This is a genomic window from Pararhodobacter zhoushanensis, from assembly GCF_025949695.1.
Classification (GTDB): Bacteria; Pseudomonadota; Alphaproteobacteria; order Rhodobacterales; family Rhodobacteraceae; genus Pararhodobacter; species Pararhodobacter zhoushanensis_A.
The window spans coordinates 2,631,925-2,649,513 of sequence record NZ_JAPDFL010000001.1 but is presented as its reverse complement, the minus strand read 5'-3'; the positions used below and the strand labels follow the sequence as shown (position 1 = coordinate 2,649,513).

Annotated in this window: 17 protein-coding genes and 1 pseudogene; 10 read left to right on the top strand and 8 right to left on the bottom strand. The window is 64.5% G+C overall.

What is annotated here, in order from left to right; translation table 11 throughout:
• The first annotated feature begins 133 nt into the window (after positions 1 to 133).
• Complete coding sequence (locus tag OKW52_RS13265; protein ID WP_264506142.1) at positions 134 to 1,312, top strand: ammonium transporter; 1,179 nt, start codon at positions 134 to 136, stop codon at positions 1,310 to 1,312.
• Here OKW52_RS13265 and OKW52_RS13260 read toward each other — a convergent pair.
• From OKW52_RS13260 to OKW52_RS13245, 4 genes are all read right to left on the bottom strand, one after another.
• Positions 1,302 to 1,844, bottom strand: a complete 543-nt coding sequence (locus OKW52_RS13260; RefSeq protein ID WP_264506141.1) for a helix-turn-helix transcriptional regulator — start codon at positions 1,842 to 1,844, stop codon at positions 1,302 to 1,304. The two genes, OKW52_RS13265 and OKW52_RS13260, sit on opposite strands and share 11 nt — an antisense overlap.
• 1 nt (position 1,845) lies before the next feature.
• Positions 1,846 to 2,388, bottom strand: coding sequence for a cytochrome b/b6 domain-containing protein (locus OKW52_RS13255; protein ID WP_264506140.1), 543 nt, complete (start codon positions 2,386 to 2,388; stop codon positions 1,846 to 1,848).
• Positions 2,381 to 2,665 carry a PepSY domain-containing protein gene (locus OKW52_RS13250; protein ID WP_264506139.1) on the bottom strand — a complete coding sequence of 95 codons (285 nt, stop codon included), beginning with the start codon at positions 2,663 to 2,665 and terminating at the stop codon, positions 2,381 to 2,383. The genes OKW52_RS13255 and OKW52_RS13250 overlap by 8 nt, the downstream gene beginning before the upstream one ends.
• A gap of 121 nt (positions 2,666 to 2,786) precedes the next feature.
• A complete protein-coding gene (locus tag OKW52_RS13245; RefSeq protein WP_264506138.1) occupies positions 2,787 to 3,242 on the bottom strand; it encodes a type II toxin-antitoxin system RatA family toxin in 456 nt (151 codons plus the stop codon).
• 76 nt (positions 3,243 to 3,318) lie between these two features.
• Between OKW52_RS13245 and hpt the strand changes: the two genes are divergently transcribed.
• Positions 3,319 to 3,855 carry a hypoxanthine phosphoribosyltransferase gene (hpt, locus tag OKW52_RS13240; protein WP_264506137.1) on the top strand — a complete coding sequence of 179 codons (537 nt, stop codon included), beginning with the start codon at positions 3,319 to 3,321 and terminating at the stop codon, positions 3,853 to 3,855.
• Here the strand turns inward: hpt and OKW52_RS13235 are convergent.
• Positions 3,848 to 4,759 (bottom strand): tetratricopeptide repeat protein, encoded by a 912-nt coding sequence (locus OKW52_RS13235; protein ID WP_264506136.1) that lies wholly within the window; start codon positions 4,757 to 4,759, stop codon positions 3,848 to 3,850. The two genes, hpt and OKW52_RS13235, sit on opposite strands and share 8 nt — an antisense overlap.
• A gap of 95 nt (positions 4,760 to 4,854) precedes the next feature.
• Positions 4,855 to 5,556, bottom strand: coding sequence for a class I SAM-dependent methyltransferase (locus OKW52_RS13230; protein ID WP_264506135.1), 702 nt, complete (start codon positions 5,554 to 5,556; stop codon positions 4,855 to 4,857).
• Between the two features lie 236 nt (positions 5,557 to 5,792).
• On the opposite strand from OKW52_RS13230, the gene OKW52_RS13225 reads away from it, so the two are divergent.
• Positions 5,793 to 6,719, top strand: a complete 927-nt coding sequence (locus OKW52_RS13225) for a phosphoadenosine phosphosulfate reductase (protein WP_264506134.1) — start codon at positions 5,793 to 5,795, stop codon at positions 6,717 to 6,719.
• Between the two features lie 40 nt (positions 6,720 to 6,759).
• Entirely contained in the window at positions 6,760 to 7,797 is a 1,038-nt protein-coding gene (gene pyrC, locus OKW52_RS13220; RefSeq protein WP_264506133.1) for a dihydroorotase, read from the top strand.
• 2 nt (positions 7,798 to 7,799) lie between these two features.
• Here pyrC and OKW52_RS13215 read toward each other — a convergent pair whose 3' ends face one another.
• Together OKW52_RS13215 and OKW52_RS13210 are read right to left on the bottom strand one after the other, a co-directional pair.
• On the bottom strand, positions 7,800 to 8,006 hold the full coding sequence (locus tag OKW52_RS13215) for a Flp family type IVb pilin (protein ID WP_264506132.1): 207 nt from the start codon (positions 8,004 to 8,006) through the stop codon (positions 7,800 to 7,802).
• Between the two features lie 106 nt (positions 8,007 to 8,112).
• Positions 8,113 to 9,519 carry an amidase gene (locus tag OKW52_RS13210; RefSeq protein WP_264506131.1) on the bottom strand — a complete coding sequence of 469 codons (1,407 nt, stop codon included), beginning with the start codon at positions 9,517 to 9,519 and terminating at the stop codon, positions 8,113 to 8,115.
• Positions 9,520 to 9,672: 153 nt separating this feature from the next.
• Between OKW52_RS13210 and OKW52_RS13205 the strand changes: the two genes are divergently transcribed.
• From OKW52_RS13205 to OKW52_RS13180, 6 genes and pseudogenes are all read left to right on the top strand, one after another.
• The gene (locus OKW52_RS13205; protein ID WP_264506130.1) at positions 9,673 to 11,634 is read left to right on the top strand and encodes a CocE/NonD family hydrolase; all 1,962 of its coding nucleotides are present in this window, start codon (positions 9,673 to 9,675) and stop codon (positions 11,632 to 11,634) included.
• 141 nt (positions 11,635 to 11,775) lie between these two features.
• Positions 11,776 to 13,361: pseudogene (locus OKW52_RS13200) on the top strand (ABC transporter substrate-binding protein).
• A 6-nt stretch (positions 13,362 to 13,367) separates the two neighbouring features.
• Positions 13,368 to 14,324: an ABC transporter permease gene (locus OKW52_RS13195; protein ID WP_264506129.1), complete on the top strand. Its 957-nt coding sequence runs from the start codon at positions 13,368 to 13,370 to the stop codon at positions 14,322 to 14,324.
• Entirely contained in the window at positions 14,321 to 15,139 is an 819-nt protein-coding gene (locus tag OKW52_RS13190; protein ID WP_264506128.1) for an ABC transporter permease, read from the top strand. The genes OKW52_RS13195 and OKW52_RS13190 overlap by 4 nt, the downstream gene beginning before the upstream one ends.
• Positions 15,132 to 16,769 carry an ABC transporter ATP-binding protein gene (locus OKW52_RS13185; protein ID WP_264506127.1) on the top strand — a complete coding sequence of 546 codons (1,638 nt, stop codon included), beginning with the start codon at positions 15,132 to 15,134 and terminating at the stop codon, positions 16,767 to 16,769. The genes OKW52_RS13190 and OKW52_RS13185 overlap by 8 nt, the downstream gene beginning before the upstream one ends.
• A gap of 90 nt (positions 16,770 to 16,859) precedes the next feature.
• Positions 16,860 to 17,489 carry a thiamine phosphate synthase gene (locus tag OKW52_RS13180; RefSeq protein WP_127103815.1) on the top strand — a complete coding sequence of 210 codons (630 nt, stop codon included), beginning with the start codon at positions 16,860 to 16,862 and terminating at the stop codon, positions 17,487 to 17,489.
• Positions 17,490 to 17,589: the final 100 nt, after the last annotated feature.

Below are 17,589 nucleotides of genomic sequence, written 5' to 3'. Positions count from 1 at the left end.
GACAGGTCAATATTCGACCCATTGGCCCGCAGTTTGCGCTTTGAGTGCATAAATTGCGCTTATCAGCCGGAATGGCGCTTTTCCACCCAGTCTTTTGACGCTCTGACGAGCAGCAAGGACACGGAGGAACCCCATGAACGCTGCCGATACTGCCTTTCTGATCACTGCCACAGCCCTTGTGCTGTTCATGACCCTGCCCGCGCTGGCGCTGTTTTACGGCGGGCTGGTCCGGGCGCGTAACGTGCTCAGCGTGTTCATGCATGTCTTTTCGCTGGCTTGCCTGATGTCGGTGCTCTGGCTCGCCTTCGGTTACTCCATCGCCTTTGGCGAGGGGAACGCGCTGTGGGGCGGGCTGGGCAAGGTCTTCCTGACCGGCGTCGATGCCGACAGCCTCAGCGGCACCGTGCCCGAGGTGTTGTTCTTCACCTTCCAGATGACTTTCGCGATCATCACCCCGGCGCTGATCGTCGGTGCCTATGTCGAGCGCATCGGCTACGGCTTTGTGTTGGTCTTCTCGGCCCTGTGGATGCTGCTGGTCTATGCGCCGGTCGTGCACTGGATCTGGGGCGGCGGCTTTCTGTCGGATGGCGGGATCTTTGGCGCCATCGGCACGCGCGACTTTGCGGGCGGGATCGTGGTGCACGAAACCGCCGGTCTGGCCGCGCTGGTCATCGCACTGGCGCTGGGGCCGCGCCTGCACCGCACCACCCCGCCGCATCAGCCGGGCATGGTAATGATGGGCGCGGCAATGCTGTGGGTCGGCTGGTTCGGCTTCAACGGCGGCTCGGCGCTGGCGGCGAACGGGCAAGCGGCCATGGCGATCACGGTCACGCATCTGTCGGCGGCGGCAGCGTCGCTCACCTGGGGCCTGTGGGAGCGCATCAAGTTCGGTCGCACCTCGATGGTCGGTCTGGTCACCGGCACGATTGCGGGTCTGGCGTCGATCACCCCGGCCTCGGGCTATGTCGGGCCGGTGGCGGCGCTGGTGATTGGCGGCGTGGCGGGCATCCTGTGTCAGGAAGCGGTCAATCTGCTGCGCAACCGGCTGAAACTGGACGATACGCTGGACGTGTTCGCCGTCCACGGTGTCGGCGGGATCTTTGGCACGATCATGATCGCGGTGCTCGGTCACGGCGCATGGGCCGCGCAGCTGGGGGCACTGGCGATTGTCGGGGTCTGGACGGTGGTTGTGTCCTTCGCACTGGTCAAGCTGGTCGGGCTGGTCACGCCGCTGCGCGTCGATGCCGAGACCGAGACAAGCGGTCTGGACATCATGGTCCATGGCGAGCGGGCTTACGACATCACGTCCTGAGCGGCGCCTCGGCAGCCGGGTCGGGCACCCGCCCCATCAGGCTGTCGAGGATCAAGGCCAACAAATCCGGGCGCCCGCTGGTGCCCGATTTGCGGTAGATCGCGTTGAGGTGGCTTTTCACCGTCGCCTCGGTCGAGCCGCGCAGCGCCGCGATCTCGGCAATTGACTGGCCCTTGACCATGAACATGGCGACGTCCTGCTCGGCACCGGTCAACCGCCACAGCTCGAAATGCTCGAGCACCACTTCCTGCACGGCCGAGCTGGCAAGCCGCAGGTCGTGCTCCATCAGCGCCTGCCGCCGCAGCAGCCACAGCACAAGCCGGACCTCGAGCACGATGGCCACGACCAGCGCGAGGCTGGCGGCGGCTTCAACCCACAGGTGCAGGGTAATGGTCCCCAGCCCCAACCGGCCATAAACCGACAGATCGTCGATCACATCCAGCGCGAAGAACACCGCGCAGGCCGCCTGCAGGGCAATCAGCAGGACGATGGCGCGCACCAGACGCGGCGAGGCGGTCGGAAAAGCCTGCATTTTACTCATCAAGGAAGGTCTTGCGCCTTGGTTTCATGGCCCGGATCAGGGTGACGCGGGTTCGCAACGATAGAAACACGACCACAACGATATGAACAAGCACGCTGATCACTGCCCAGCCAGACAGCAGTTCGTGCAGCTCTTCCGCCCATTCGGGATCATGGCCCAGCGTGGCCTCGGGCAGGGTCACGATCCAGCCGGTCAGGCCCAACAGCAGCATCACCGCCAGCAGGTTACAGACCATCAGTGCCCGCAACGGCGCGTGGCCGACAGGCTGTCGCCGCCGCCCCAGCGCGAGGTCGCGAATTTGCGCGGCGACGGCGGTCAGATCGGGCGGAAAATCGGCAAAGCGGGCGTGGCGCGGGCCGATCATTCCCCACGCCAGCCGCGCAAGCACCAGCGCCACGATGCCGTAGCCGATCCAGCGGTGCAGCAGGCTGTGGCGGTCAATCAGCGCAGCATTGGCCAGAAAACTCAGCGCCAGCGCCCCGTGCAAGGCACGCACCACGGGATCCCAGCCCCGGTGCGTGACCGCCTCAGTCATCCAGTTCGCTGCGTGTCACGGTCAGATCGGCGTTCAGCCGCAGCTCCCACAACCGGCCTTCGCGCTCGGCCTTGACCTCGTAGCCGCCGCGTTCGCGTTCAACGGTAAAGACCTGATATCCTTGCGGTTCAAGACTTGCCACGATGCGGGCCTGTGTCTCGGTATCGACGCCAGAGTCCGGAAACGCCGGCCAGCTCCACGCTTGCGCGGGAAGCGGCAGGGCAAAGCTGGCGGTCAAGATCAGCGCGGCGGCTGCGGGTTTGAAACGGGTGATCATGGCATTTCCTTGCAACGAGCCGCTGAGGTACGGCTCGCCACAAGCCTGCGACCTGCCACGTCGGAAAACCATGCGTCCGGGGGCTGAGGACAGCGCGCTCAAACCACGGATGGAGACCAGTTCAGCCGTAGAGCTTGTGCGCGCGGGCCTCGAACGCGCCCACCACGCGGCGCATGGCCTCGTCAAACACCAGCCCGATGATGCCCTGCAGCATGGCGTTGCGGAACTCGAAATCGACCTCGAAGCGCACGCGGCATCCGTCACCCTCGGGTTCGACCACCCAGAAGGAATGCAGATATTTGAACGGCCCGTCGATATAATCGGTCTCGATGCGCCGTTCGGCGGGCAGCAGCACCACGCGCGAGCCGAACTTCTCGCGGAAGACCTTGAAGCTGATCACCAGATCCGCCTCCATCACCTCGGCACCCTCGCCGCGCTCAGGCAGCGGGTCGCGCGAACGAATGCGGGCGGCGGCGGTCCAGGGCAGGAACTCAGGATACCGCGCAACATCGGCGACCAGATCATAGATCTGAGCCGCCGAGTAAGGCAGAACACGGTTTTCACTGTGTTTGGGCATGCGGCACCTCTGGCATATGCGGGCGCCTTTTCCTAGAGTGGGTCCGAGTTTTCAACCCCCAAAACCCGAGAGACCAATGCCCCAGCAGCCTTACGTGATCGATCAGATGATCTCGGCCAAGCGGATCGCCGCCCGTGTCGAGCAGCTTGCCGAAGAGATCACCACCGCGTTCAAGGGCACCGACAAACTGATCGTCGTTGGTTTGCTGCGCGGCTCCTTCGTGTTCATCGCCGATCTTGTGCGCGAGATCGACCTGCCGGTCGAGGTCGATTTCCTTGAGGCCAGTTCCTACGGCAACTCGATGCAGTCGAGCCGCGAGGTGCGCATTCTCAAGGATCTGCGCGGCGAGATCGGCGGGCGCGACGTGCTGGTGGTCGAGGATATCGTCGACACCGGCTTTACCCTGCACCACGTTCAGAAACTGCTGCTCAGCCGGGAACCCCGGCGGCTGGAAATCTGCGCGCTGCTCGACAAGCCGTCGCGCCGTGAGGTGGACATGAAAGCCACCTGGACCGGGTTCGAGATCCCCGATGAATTCGTCGTCGGCTATGGCATCGACTACGCGCAGCGCAACCGCAACCTGCCCTATATCGGCAAGGTCCGCTTCACCTGAGCTGCGCGGCAGCTTTGCCGATGGTCATGCAATCATCGGCCCAGGCGGCGCGATCCATCGCGTCGCCGTGATCCATCGCCCAGATGCAGTACCCCGAGGCTTCGATCGTGCGAGCGTGGGTGTCAGCATTCTCGTAGAGCATCCACGCCAAATTGATCCCGGCGCGGGCATAATCGCCGTCGATGGCCTGACGGTAGAGCCGCTCGGCCTCGACCAGATCCGACGGCCCGCCCATCCCGCGTTCGATCATGTAGGCCAGATTGTTGGTCGATTGCGCCAGACCGCGCTCGGACGCCTCGGCAAACAGCGCGCGGGCGTGGACCGGATCCGCAGCGACGCCCTCGCCGCTGTAATACAGATGCCCCAGATACTCCGCCGCCCAGGGATCGCCTGCAGCGCGGCCCTCTTGGTAGAGCGCCTGCGCGCGCGCCAGATCGGCAGGGCCGCCCTCGCCGTTTTCCCACATCCTGCCCAAAGCGGACTGCGCCGGGCCATAGCCATGCCCCGCCGACGCCTCAAAGAAGCGCCGCGCCATGGCAAAGTCGATCGCCACACCCGGGCGTCCATCGCGCAGCATCTGGCCCAGATTCATCTGCGCGCGGGCGTTGCCCTGCGCTGCCGCCCGCTCGAACCAGCGCCGCGCGGCCAGCGGATCGACCGCGACCCCCAGCCCGTCATCATGGGCGACACCGATCAAGTTCTGCGCCCTTGCGTCACCGGATTCGGCCAGAGGGAGCAGCATCCGCAAGGCTTCAGCGTGGCGCCCACCGATGAACACCTCATATGCAGCAGCATAGTCCGGGGTCGCGGCGGTTGCGGCAAGGCTCGAGATCGGCTCGGCGCGTGACGAGGGGGCGGTCAGGCTGACTGCCGCCAGCGACAAGGCGAAGAACAACGCGCGCATCAAACACCCCTGGACGACATCGGCCCACAAGTGGCCCTGAAAGCCACAGGATGCGCCGAATCGGCGGGCGCCTCTACACCCAAACTGGTTAAGCCTCAGGCTTTACGGTGCAAATAAACCATTGGCATGTTGCGGATCGACACGCCCTGTTGTGTCGTGCACCAGCCTGATTCAGCGGCGCGGGCAATCAGGTCCGCCTGATACGGTGCCGGATCACCCCAGGTTGCGTAAAGCTTGAAATCCGTATGGGCGATCGGCTTGAGGCCGTCGTTCAGAATTGCCTCCCAGACCGCCGCTGCGGTGCCGATGGTCGCAGGCTTGCGGTAATCGCCGAACGCGACCACGCCGTCCTGTCGCAAAACCGTCCGGGCCGAGGCAATGTCTTGGCGCAACAGATCATAGGTCTGGCCCGCGTCGGCATGGAGAAAGCGCACGGTCTGCGGGGCGACATGGCGCGTCAGCACCGCCGTCGGCCCGCGTACCACGCGCGGCAGATTGCGGTGAAACGCCAGATAATTGCGCTCGAACGCTGCCTGTGTCTGGCCTTGGTTGGTGAAGAACTGCCTTTCGCCCGGGTCCGCCTGATCCGAGGTTGCGATGTCCTCGAACAGATCGACGCAGGTGAAAACCTCGGCGTCGCGGCGATGATTGCCGATCAACACGGCGCTCTTGCCCATGAACACGCCCAGTTCGACCAGACTGCCCTCTGATTGCACCTTGTTCTGATGCTGCAAGATCCAGCTGAAGGCGGCCTGATCAATCGGCATGAACCAGCCGGGAATTTCATCGAATTTCATGGGGATTCCTGTGAACGCGCAAACTCTGGTTTCAACGCTAGGATGCGCGTCGCCGTCCCGCAAGCCCGGCTATCACCGCCCCTTTGTTTCCCATTGGGCATCAATGCGCTTGGTTCGTTTCCGCCGAAGCCACCAAAAACCACACGGATGCCTTTGCCTGTCCGGTTTTCCGCCACGCGGCCTTGGTGTAACCGTTGTAAATCAGTGACGGTCATCCTGTAGTGTGACGAGGGTCCATGAGTAACGACACAATCGAGATGTTCGACGCCAGCGAGGCCGAGACCGACGCCGACTGGCTGTCGATCCTGGAGGAAATCGGCGAAGAGGCGGGATATTTCTCGCCTCTGGGTGACAAGCATTCGGCGTTTTTCTCGGATCTGGGCGGCGTTCTGCTGGTCAGCTTTGAAACCCTGTCGGGCGTGCGTCAGGCGGGCGGCGGACAGATGCCTTTGGGCTATCAGATCGCAGCCCCGCGCGGCTGGTCATCCCTGACGATCCTCGCGCATGATGAGACGTGGTTTCGCGACGCCAATCTTTACGGCTATGTCGACCGGCTGATTGACGACGCCTTCTTTGAAGATTTCGACCGGGTGGTGTTTTACGGCGCGGGCATGGGGGGCTATGGCGCAGCGGCGTTCTCGGTCGCCGCACCGGGCTGCACCGTTGTGGCGCTGGCGCCGCAGGCGACGCTGGACACCGACGTCGCCGAGTGGGACCGCCGGTTCCTGCGCGCGCGGCGCTATGATTTCAACACGCGCTTTGGCTATGCCCCGGATATGTCCGAAGGCTGTGAGCGCGTGTTCATTGTCTATGATCCGATCCAGCAGGTCGACGCGGTGCATGCGGCCTTGTTCAAGGGTGCGCATGTCTCACGGCTGCGGGCGCGCAATGTCGGGCGCGACCCGCAAGCCGAGCTGGCGCGCATCAATGTGTTGCGCCCGCTGCTTGACGCGGCCTGTGACGGCACGCTGACCCCGCAACGTTTCTATGCCCTGTGGCGCGCGCGGCGCGATAACCCGCATTACCTGGGTCGGCTGATCGGTCGGTTGCAGACGCTGAACCGCCCCGGCCTTTTGCTGCGCGCCTTGCGGGCGGCGAACAAAAGGGTTGATCACCCGCAGCTCAAACAGGCACTGGCCAAGGTCGAAGCAGCGCAACGCTAAACCTCTTCACAGCCCCGCGTCGGCGCGTTATGGGGGCGGTATGACCCGCCTTACCCTCACCCGCCCCGACGATTTTCACCTGCACCTGCGCGACGGCGCCATGTTGGCCGGGATCGCGCCCGAAACGGCGCGCGATTTCGCCCGTGCGATCATCATGCCCAATCTGGTGCCACCGGTCGTGACGGGTGCGCAAGCCGCTGCCTACCGCGAGCGGATTGCTGCGGCGCTGCCGGGGTCGGATTTCACGCCGCTGATGACGCTCTATCTGACCGAGACCACCGACCCGGCCGATGTCGTTGCCGCGCACAAGGCGGGCATCATCGCAGCGGTCAAGCTGTACCCGGCCGGGGCGACGACCAACTCGGCCTCGGGCGTGCGGGATTTTGACAAGGTGCGCCCGGTGTTCGACGCGATGGCCGAGGCGGGCGTGCCGCTGTGCCTGCACGGTGAAGTCACCGACGCCGAGATCGACATCTTTGACCGCGAGGCGGTGTTCATCGACCGCGTGCTCGATCCGATCCGCCGGGCCAATCCGGGCCTGCGGGTGATCATGGAGCATGTGACGACCAAGGACGCAGTGGAGTATGTGCGCGCCAACCCCAAGGGCTTGGGTGCGACGATTACCACGCATCACCTGATCATCAACCGCAACAACCTGCTGGTGGGCGGCATGCGCCCGCATTACTTCTGCCTGCCGGTCGCCAAGCGCGAACTGCACCGTCAGGCGCTGGTCGAGGCGGCAATCTCGGGCGATGCGCGGTTCTTTCTGGGCACAGACTCGGCCCCGCACAGCGACGACCGCAAGGAATGCGAGTGCTGCGCTGCCGGGTGTTTCACCGCGACCAACACCATGCCGCTGCTCGCGCAGGTGTTCGAGCGTGAGGGCGCGCTGGACAAGCTGGAAGGCTTCACCGCGCACCACGGTGCTGACTTCTATGGCCTGCCGCGCAACGCCACGACCATCACACTGGAAAAGCAGGCAGAGCCGGTGCGCTTTCCCGCCAAGATCCAGACCGGGGCCGGGCCGGTTACCGTGTTCGAACCGGGCTTTGACGTGCATTGGAAGGTGGTCGGCTGAGGCTATTGCGAATAGCCCAGCTCTTGCAACGGCGCGACTTCCATTGCGGTCAGCGAGGTTTCCATCGTGGCGGCGACGTCATCGGCTCCGCTGCCCAGCGTTGTAAACACCATGATACCAAACCCCGCCGAAATCGCAGCCAGCACCACCCAGTCCACCGTCACAGCGCCCGTCTCATCCGACAGGAAGCGATAGACGTGACGGACCATGATGACCTCCAGCAAGGGGTGTCGTTATGGCTTGGCAGCGGATTGGGTCAAAACTATGGCGGAATGCGCCAAAGCCACGCCCGGCGCCTGCGATAGTCATTTATTATTAATAGGTTAACGCCCGCTCTTGCGGCTTGGTTTGATGCCAGGCCTCGGCCAGTTGCAGCAGCGCCAGGTCATTGCCGTGCCGCCCGATCAGTTGCAGCCCCATCGGCAGCCCCGCCGCCCCGAATCCCGCCGGAACCGCCAGCGCAGGCAGCCCGATCAGCGAGGCGGGGATCACCACCTCCATCCAGCGGTGATAGGTGTCCATGGGGAGCCCGGCGATCTCGGTCGGGTATTCGACCTCAAGCGGGAAAGGCCAGACCTGCGCTGTCGGCAAGATCAGGGCGTCAAAGCTGTCGAACAGCTCTGCCGCCCGCGCATACCATTCCGAGCGCGCCAGACTGGCCGCCTGCACCGCGGCAAGGGTCAGGGAATGGCCCGTCTCGATCTCCCAGATCGCCGTCGCTTTCAGCTGCTTGCGCCAGACGGGATTGCCATAGAGCGGTCCCAGTCGGTTGGCATTGGCGAAAGCCCGCAGATCCAGCCACGACTGCCAGAGCTTGCGCGCGTCAAAGGGGGCCGGCAGGGCTTCGACCGTGACGCCCAAGGCGTCAAAGCGTTTGAGCGCGGCCTCGCAGGTTTCCAGCACCCCGGCCTCCATCGGATAGGCCCCGCCCCAGTCGCCCAGCCACGCCACCCGACGCCCGCGCATATCGGCGTCGATGCGCGACAGATAGGGTTCCTTCGGCAGGGTGAAGGGGCGACCCGCCACCGGACCCGACTGCACCTCGAGCAGTGCCGCCAGATCGCGCGGGTTGCGCGCCATCGGGCCGTTGGTGGCAAGCGGGTGCAGGAACGTGTCGCCTTGTGCCTCATCCGGCACCCGGCCCCAGCTGGGGCGGAAGCCGTAGACATTGTTCCAGCCCGCCGGGTTGCGCAGGCTGCCCATCATGTCCGAGCCATCGGCGACCGCGACCATCTTGCACGCCAGCGCCACCGCCGCGCCGCCTGACGACCCCCCGGCGCTGCGCGTCGGATCATAGGCGTTGCCCGTCGCGCCATGTACCGGGTTGAAGGTGTGCGAGCCCAGACCGAATTCGGGCGTGTTGGTCTTGCCGATAAACAGCGCGCCCGCAGCGCGCATCCGGGCGACGAGCAGATCATCCTTGCGTGCCATCTGGCCTGCCATGATCGGCGAGCCCATGCTGGTCGGCAGTCCGGCGACATTGGCCAGATCTTTGACCGCCATCGGCAGCCCGTGCAGCCAGCCCTTGCGCGGCGCGTTGTCGGCTGCGCGTGCCTCGGCCAGCAGCGCGTCTTCGTCGCGCAGGCTGACGATGGCGTTGACCGCCGGGTTGCGCGCAGCGATCCGCGCCAGCGTCGCCTGCATCAGCTCCTCGGCCGAGACCGCGCGCGACTCCAGCGCCGCCGCTTGCGCCAGCGCGCCCTTGTCCAACAGATCGTCCATCATCGCCCCCGCCTTGTTTCTTCGCAATAATCGACGCGAAATCGCGCTTGGCAAGGCCAAGCTGTCGTGTTCAGCCATCACCCGCGTCGCAATTTGCCAAGCATTGCCGCGCAGAGTAGCGTCGGCTCATCACACGCCAACCGAGAGAACTTCGTGGACCTGATCGACCAAGACGACCTTATGATCCCCCTGCCCGATGGCACGCGCCTGTCCGCGCGGCTCTGGCGACCGGCGAATGGACCTGCCGTTCCTGCCGTTCTGGAATACATCCCCTACCGCAAACGCGACAACACGCTGCCCCGCGACGAGACGATCCACCCGTGGATGGCGGCACAGGGCTACGCCTGCCTGCGGGTGGATATTCGCGGCAATGGCGACAGCGAGGGGGTGTTTGACGACGAATATTCGGCGCAAGAGCTGCAGGACGCCTGCGACGTGATCGCGTGGATCGCCGCGCAGGACTGGTGCAGCGGCGCGGTCGCGATGATGGGCAAAAGCTGGGGTGGGTTCAATTGCCTGCAGACCGCCTTCCTGAACCCGCCTGCGCTGAAGGCCGTGGTCAGCGTCTGCGCCACGGTGGACCGCTTTGCCGATGACATCCACTACAAGGGCGGCTGCCTGCTGGGGGAGAATTTCGGCTGGGGCTCTTTGATGCTGTCCTACGCCTCGCGCCCCGCTGACCCGCTGTTGCGGGCGGACTGGCGCGAGGATTTCCGCCAGCGTCTTGCTACGCTGCCGCACCTGACGGAACTGTGGTCCAGCCATCAGGCGCGTGATGGCTACTGGAAGCATGGGTCAGTGTGCGAGGATTACACCCGCATGAAAGCTGCCGTGCTGACGGTGGGCGGCTGGAACGACAATTACATGAACGCCCCCGCGCATCTTGTTGAAAACATTGCGATGGGCAAGGCGATCGTTGGCCCCTGGGTCCACCAGTATCCCCACACCGCCGTGCCCGCGCCGCGCATCGGGTTCCTGTCCGAGATGAAGACATGGTGGGATCGCTGGCTGAAAGGCGTTGAGAACGGGGCCGAGAGCTGGCCCAATTACCGCGCCTATATGCTGACCAGCGCGCCACCCGATGCCTCGGCGGCCGAACGGCCCGGCTATTGGATCGCGGCGAGCCTGCCCTCGCCTGACGTTGAGCCGCTGACGCTGCCCCTGGGGGCAGGCGGTGTGCTTGGCGGCGACGGGGCACCCGATGTGACGATTGCCACGCCGCAAACGCTGGGCATCACCTCGGGCGAGTTCTTCCCCATGGGTCTGAACGCCGAGATGCCCGGCGATCAGCGCGCCGATGACGCGCTGTCGGTGTGCTTTGAACACCCCTGCCCCGATGGCGTGCAGCTGCTGGGCGCACCGCGCCTGACGGTGACGCTCAGCGCCGATCAGCCCTTTGGCTTTCTGGTCGCACGGCTGTGCGATGTCGCGCCGGACGGGTCTTCGACCCGAATCGCGCATGGCATGCTGAACCTGCACCACCGCTGCGATCCCCCCGAACCGCTGGTTCCCGGCAAGGCGATCACGGTCACCGTGACGCTGGATCAATGCGCCTATGACCTCGCGCCCGGCCACCGGCTGCGACTGGCGCTGTCCAACAGCTACTGGCCGTTCGTCTGGCCCTCACCCGCAAAGGTTGCATTGCACCTTACCGGCGGCGCGCTGGATCTGCCGCGCTATACCGGCGCGGCACCGGGTTGGACCTTTGCCGAGCCCGAGGACGTGCCCGCCTCGAGGCTGATCGCGCTCACGCCCGGCCGCGACGCGCGGCGGCGCGAGATCGACCTGCTGAGCGGCGTTGAGCGGTTGATCGTCAGCGCTGACAGTGGCGAAGCCGAGAACCCCGACCACGGGCTGCGCACCCATGACACGATGGTCGAAACATGGGAGACTCACCCCGAAGATCCGCTCGCCGCACGGGCGGAAGTTGTCTGGACGCAGAGCTTCCAGCGCGACACGTGGAGCGTGCAAACCGAGGTGAAAGCGACTCAAACCTGCGACGCCGAGGCGCTGATCTTGCAGGCGACGGTCACCGCTTACATCAAGGACGGCTCGGAAGTACCGGAAATCATCGAAAGAAATTTTAGTACGCGTGTTGCGCGCACCCACGTATGATTGTTACAGTTACCGGCAACATAATCGTTGATTGCTGCGCAAATCCGCTGTTATTGATTTATCAGTCAACAAAAATCGGGCGCCACTAATGGTGTTCAACACGATGCGCTTCCTCAACGAAGCCTTCCCAGGGAGAAACCGATGAACGACGAATTCCGCTATCTGCTTGCGCGCGCTGCCCGCGGCAAACTGGACCGCCGCGCCTTTCTCGGGCGTGCCGCCGCGCTCGGCGTGGCCAGCACTGCGGCCACCGGGCTGCTGTCCAAGGCCGTTCTGGCCCAGGGACCGCGCAGCGGTGGCCGTCTGGTGATGGGCATGCAGGGGGGCGAAAGCACCAACTCGCTGGACCCGGCACAGGCCGCCAGCCAGGTGCCTTTCACCTATGGCTATTGCACCGGCGAGACGATGCTGATCATCGACCCGCAGGGTAATCTGGTGCCCAAGCTGGCCGAAGAATGGGATGCCTCGGCGGATGCGCAGACCTGGCGCTTCAAGATCCGCAGCGGGGTCGAGTTCCACAACGGCCAGACCCTGACCGCCGAGGACGTCGCGCAAACCCTGCGCCGCCACTCGAACGAGGATCCGCAGTCGGGCGCGCTGGGCATCATGCGGGGCGTGTCGTCCATCTCGGTCGAGGGCGACTGGGTCGTTTTGCAAACCACGACGCCGAACGCCGACCTTCCTTACCTGCTGGCCGATTATCACCTGGTCATTCAGCCAAATGGCGGTTTTGATGATCCGAACGCCGGTATCTTCACCGGCCCGTACAAATGGGCCGAGAACGAGCCGGGCGTGCGTCACGTCATGGAAAAATTCGCCAACCACTGGGATCCCAGCGTCGGCCACTTCGACAGCATCGAGATCCTGGTGATCAACGACGCGACAGCGCGCAACTCGGCGCTGCAATCGGGTCAGGTGCAGCTGATCAACCGCGTCGAGCCGCGGGTTGCCGGTCTGCTGGCGCGCGCGCCGAACGTGTCGGTGCAATCCACCGCCGGTCGCGGGCACTATGTGTTCATCATGCATTGCAACACCGCGCCCTTCGACAACCACGACCTGCGCATGGCGCTGAAACTGGCCATCGACCGCGAAGACATGGTCGAGCGGATCCTGCGCGGCTATGGCTCGGTCGGGAACGACATGCCGATCAACGCCGCCTATCCGCTGTTCGATGACACCATCCCGCAGCGCACCTATGACCCCGATCAGGCACGCTTCCACTACGAGCGTTCGGGCCATTCCGGTCCGATCCAGATGCGCACCTCGGAAGTGGCCTTCCCGGGCGCCATCGATGCCGCCCAGCTGTTTCAGGAAAGCGCCGCCGCCGCCGGGATCGAGCTGGAGATCATCCGCGAGCCGGGTGACGGCTATTGGTCGGAAACCTGGAACGTGCAGCCGTTCAGCGCCTCGTACTGGGGGGCCGTCCGGTGCAGGACCAGATGTATTCGACCGCCTATCTGTCGAACGCTGACTGGAACGACACGCGCTTCTTCAACGACCGGTTCGACAGCCTGCTGATCGAAGCGCGCGGCGAGCTGGACCAGACGCGCCGCAAGGCGATCTACAGCGAAATGGGCACGATGGTGCGCGACGACGGCGGCCTGATTGCGCCGATGTTCAACGATTTCATCGACGCGCATAACGACCAGATTGCTGGCTGGGAGGCGAACCCCTCGGCCGAGCTGATGGCCGGGCGCGCCCCCATCATGATGTGGTCGGCGACGTAAGCGCCGATGCATCCGATCCTCAAAGTGGTGATCCAGCGCCTTGCGCTGGGTCTCCTGCTTCTTCTGGCAGCGTCGGTGCTGATCTTTATCGGTACGCAGATCCTGCCGGGAGACGTGGCTCAAGCGATCCTTGGGCAAGGGGCGACCGAGCAAGCCCTGACCAATATGCGCGCAGAGATGGGCCTCGACCGGCCCGCCTATATCCGATATTTTGAATGGCTTTACAATGCGGTGCACGGCGACCTTGGTGTCGCTTTGTCGAACGGACGCGATATCGCGGACTCGATCGGTCAACGCATGGGCAATACCCTCTTTCTTGCGTCGGTCGCCGCTGTGATCTCGGTCCCTCTGGCGATCCTGCTCGGCCTTGTGGCCGTGCGCTACCGGGACCGCTGGCCTGACAAGCTAATCTCGGCGATCACGCTGACCACGATTTCGCTGCCCGAGTTCCTGCTGGGTTATGTGTTGATGTATATCTTCGCGGTCAAGCTGGGCTGGTTCCCCTCGGTGTCCAACATCAACAGCTCGATGTCGTTCTGGCAAAAGCTGAACGCCGTCGCCCTGCCTGCCATGGTGCTCACGCTGGTGGTTCTGGCGCATATGATGCGCATGACCCGCGCGGCGATCCTGAACGTCATGCAATCGGCCTATATCGAAACCGCCGAGTTGAAGGGCCTGCGCCGCCTGACCCTGATCGCCCGCCACGCCATGCCGAACGCCATCGCCCCGATCGTCAATGTGGTGATGATCAACCTTGCCTATCTGGTGGTCGGCGTCGTGGTGATCGAGGTGGTCTTTGTCTATCCCGGCATGGGGCAGTATCTGGTCGACCATGTGTCCAAACGTGATGTGCCGGTCGTGCAGGCCTGCGGGCTGATCTTTGCGACCATCTACATCGGCCTGAACCTGACCGCCGACATCGTGTCGATCCTGTCCAACCCAAGATTGAGGCATCCTAAATGAAGGGCATACCGATTTCCGCCCTTCTGGGGCTTTTCATCACCGGGCTGTATTTTCTGGCCGCGATCTTCGCGCCGTGGATCGCGCCTTATGGCATGTCGCAGATCGTCGGCGATGTCTGGGAACCGGCCTCGAGCCAGTTCTGGCTGGGCACCGACAATCTGGGGCGCGACCTGCTGACCCGCATGATCTATGGCGGCCAGACAACGATCTTCGTCGCCACCATGGCAACGGCGGTGTCGTTCACGCTGGGCTCGATTCTGGGCTTCACAGCAGCCGTGTATGGCGGCGTTACCGATCAGGTGATGTCGCGCCTGAACGATCTGGTCATGTCTATCCCGACGCTGATCTTTGCGCTGGTGGTGCTGTCGGTGATGCCCGTCACCCTGCCCGTGCTGATCCTGGTCATGGGTCTGCTGGACAGCACCCGCGTGTTCCGCCTGTCGCGGGCCGTGGCGGTGGACATCAACGTGATGGACTTCGTCGAGGCTGCGCGTCTGCGCGGTGAGGGCCAGCGCTGGGTGATCTTCCGCGAGATCCTGCCAAACGCCCTGTCGCCGCTGGTCGCCGAACTGGGCCTGCGCTTCATCTTCGCGATTCTCTTCATCTCGACCCTCTCGTTCCTGGGCCTGGGCATTCAGCCGCCGTCGGCGGATTGGGGTGGCATCGTCAAGGAAAACCGTGAAGGCATCGTCTATGGCATCCCGGCGGCCCTGATCCCGGCCATTGCCATCGTCACGTTGTCGATCTCGGTCAATCTGGTGGCTGACTGGGCGCTCAACCGCACCACCAGCCTGAAGGGAGGCCGTGGTGGCTGACACTCTCTTAGAGATCAAGAACCTGCGTATCGAAGCGACGATCTACGCACCGGGCGAAAAGCCCCGCAATGCGGTGATCGTCGATGACGTCTCACTGACGCTGGAACGCGGCAAGGTGATGGGGCTGATCGGCGAATCCGGGGCGGGGAAATCCACCATCGGGCTGGCCGCTCTGGCCTATGGGCGCGGTGGTATCCGGCTGTCGGGCGGGGAGATCGTGCTCAATGGTCGCCAGATCCGCGGTGCCGGGGCGGGAACTCTGCGCAGCTTGCGCGGGCGCGAGGTCACTTACGTCGCGCAATCCGCCGCCGCCGCGTTCAACCCGGCCAAGCGGTTGATGGAACAGGTCATCGAGGCCACGCTGCATCATGGCCTGATGTCACAATCCGAGGCCGAGGCCCGAGCCGTCGATCTGTTCCGCACCCTGTCGCTGCCTGACCCTGAAACCTTTGGCCGCCGCTATCCGCACCAGGTCTCGGGCGGACAGTTGCAGCGGGCAATGACGGCGATGGCGCTGTGCCCAAAGCCGGATCTGGTGATTTTTGATGAGCCGGCGACGGCGCTGGACGTGACCACGCAGATCGACGTGCTGGCCGCGATCAAGACGGCGATTGCCGAAACCGGCGTGGCCGCGCTCTATATCACCCACGATCTGGCGGTGGTGGCGCAGGTGTCCGATGAGATCATGGTGCTGCGTCAAGGCAAGATGGTCGAACATGGCACAGTCCAGCAGATCATCGAAGCGCCGCGCGAAGACTACACCAAGGCGCTGATCTCGGTCCGCTCGATTGACCACAAGGAAAAGCTGCCCAGCCCCGCGCCGCTGCTGACCGTGCAGAACGTCAGCGCCCGCTATGGTCTGATCGGCAAGGACGTGCTCAGCGATGTCTCGGTCGAGGTGCATCCGGGCCAGACGCTGGCATTGGTGGGCGAGTCAGGGTCCGGCAAGTCGACGATGGCGCGGGTGATCACCGGGCTGTTGCCACCCCGCAAGGGAGAGATCCTGTTCGACGGCAAGCCCCTGCCCCCGGCGCTGAAAAACCGCTCGCGCGAGGAACTGCGCGAGTTGCAGATGATCTACCAGATGGCCGATGTGGCGATGAATCCGCGCCAGACGGTCGCGGCAATCATCGGACGGCCGCTGGAATTCTACTTCGGCCTGCGCGGCAAGGCGCGCGACACCCGCGTGCAGGAACTGCTCGACGCGATCGAGCTGGGCAAGGGGTTTGGCGACCGCTACCCGGCCGAGCTGTCGGGCGGTCAGAAGCAACGCGTGTGCATAGCCCGCGCCTTGGCAGCCAAGCCCAAGCTGATCATCTGCGACGAGGTCACCTCGGCGCTGGACCCACTGGTGGCGGATGGCATCCTCAAGCTGCTGCTCGATCTGCAAAAGCGCGAGGGGGTGGCGTATCTGTTCATCACCCATGACATCGCCACCGTCCGTGCCATCGCCGACAGCATCGCGGTGATGTACCGGGGCCGCGTGCAGCGTTACGGTCCCAAAAGCGACGTGCTGGCACCGCCCTTCGATGACTACACCGATCTGCTCTTGTCCTCGGTGCCCGAAATGAAACTGGGCTGGCTGGAGCATGTCATCGAGACCCGCAAGATGACCAGCGCCGGCAACTGAGAGCCGCCGAAACGGAACCGCCCGGCCGAGGAGCATTGCGCGCCTCGCCGGGCGCGTCTATTGAGGGCCGAATTGCCCGAGGTTTCCCCGATGTCCGACACCACCCCCGAACGCCCGCAGCTCTATCTGATCACGCCCGCCGCGTTTGATCCCGACGTCTTTGCACCGCGCCTTGCGCGGGTGCTCGACGGGGTCGAGGTCGCCTGCCTGCGTCTGGCGATGGCCGGGCAGGACGAGGACGCAATCTCGCGCGCCGCGGATGCATTGCGCGAAGTGGCGCATGCCCGTGACATCGCGCTGGTCATCGAGCGTCACGTGGTGCTGGCCGAACGGCTGGGTCTGGACGGTGTGCACCTGCCGCAAGGCGCGCGCGACCTGCGCAAGCTGCGCAAGACGCTGGGCGATGACGCGATCATCGGCACCGCTTGCGGCACCTCGCGCCATGACGGGCTGACGGCGGCCGAGGCCGGGGCGGATTACGTCGCCTTCGGGCCAATGGGCGAGACCGGGCTGGGGACCGGCGGCGTGGCGGATATCGAGCTGTTCTCGTGGTGGTCGGAAGTGATCGAAGTGCCGGTCGTCGCCGAAGGCGCGCTGACGCAGGCGCTGGTCGAGACCCTGACCCCGATCACCGATTTCTTCGCCATCGGCGATGAGATCTGGGGGCAGGACGATCCTTTGGCCGCGCTCAAAACCCTCGTCGCGCCTGCGGGCTACTGAGGCAGGGGGGCCAGCCCCCTCTTCGCTTTCAGCGAATTCACCCCCGGGATATTTGAAGAGCAAAGAGGCGCGTTAACCTTTCGTTAAGTCCGCTCTTTGC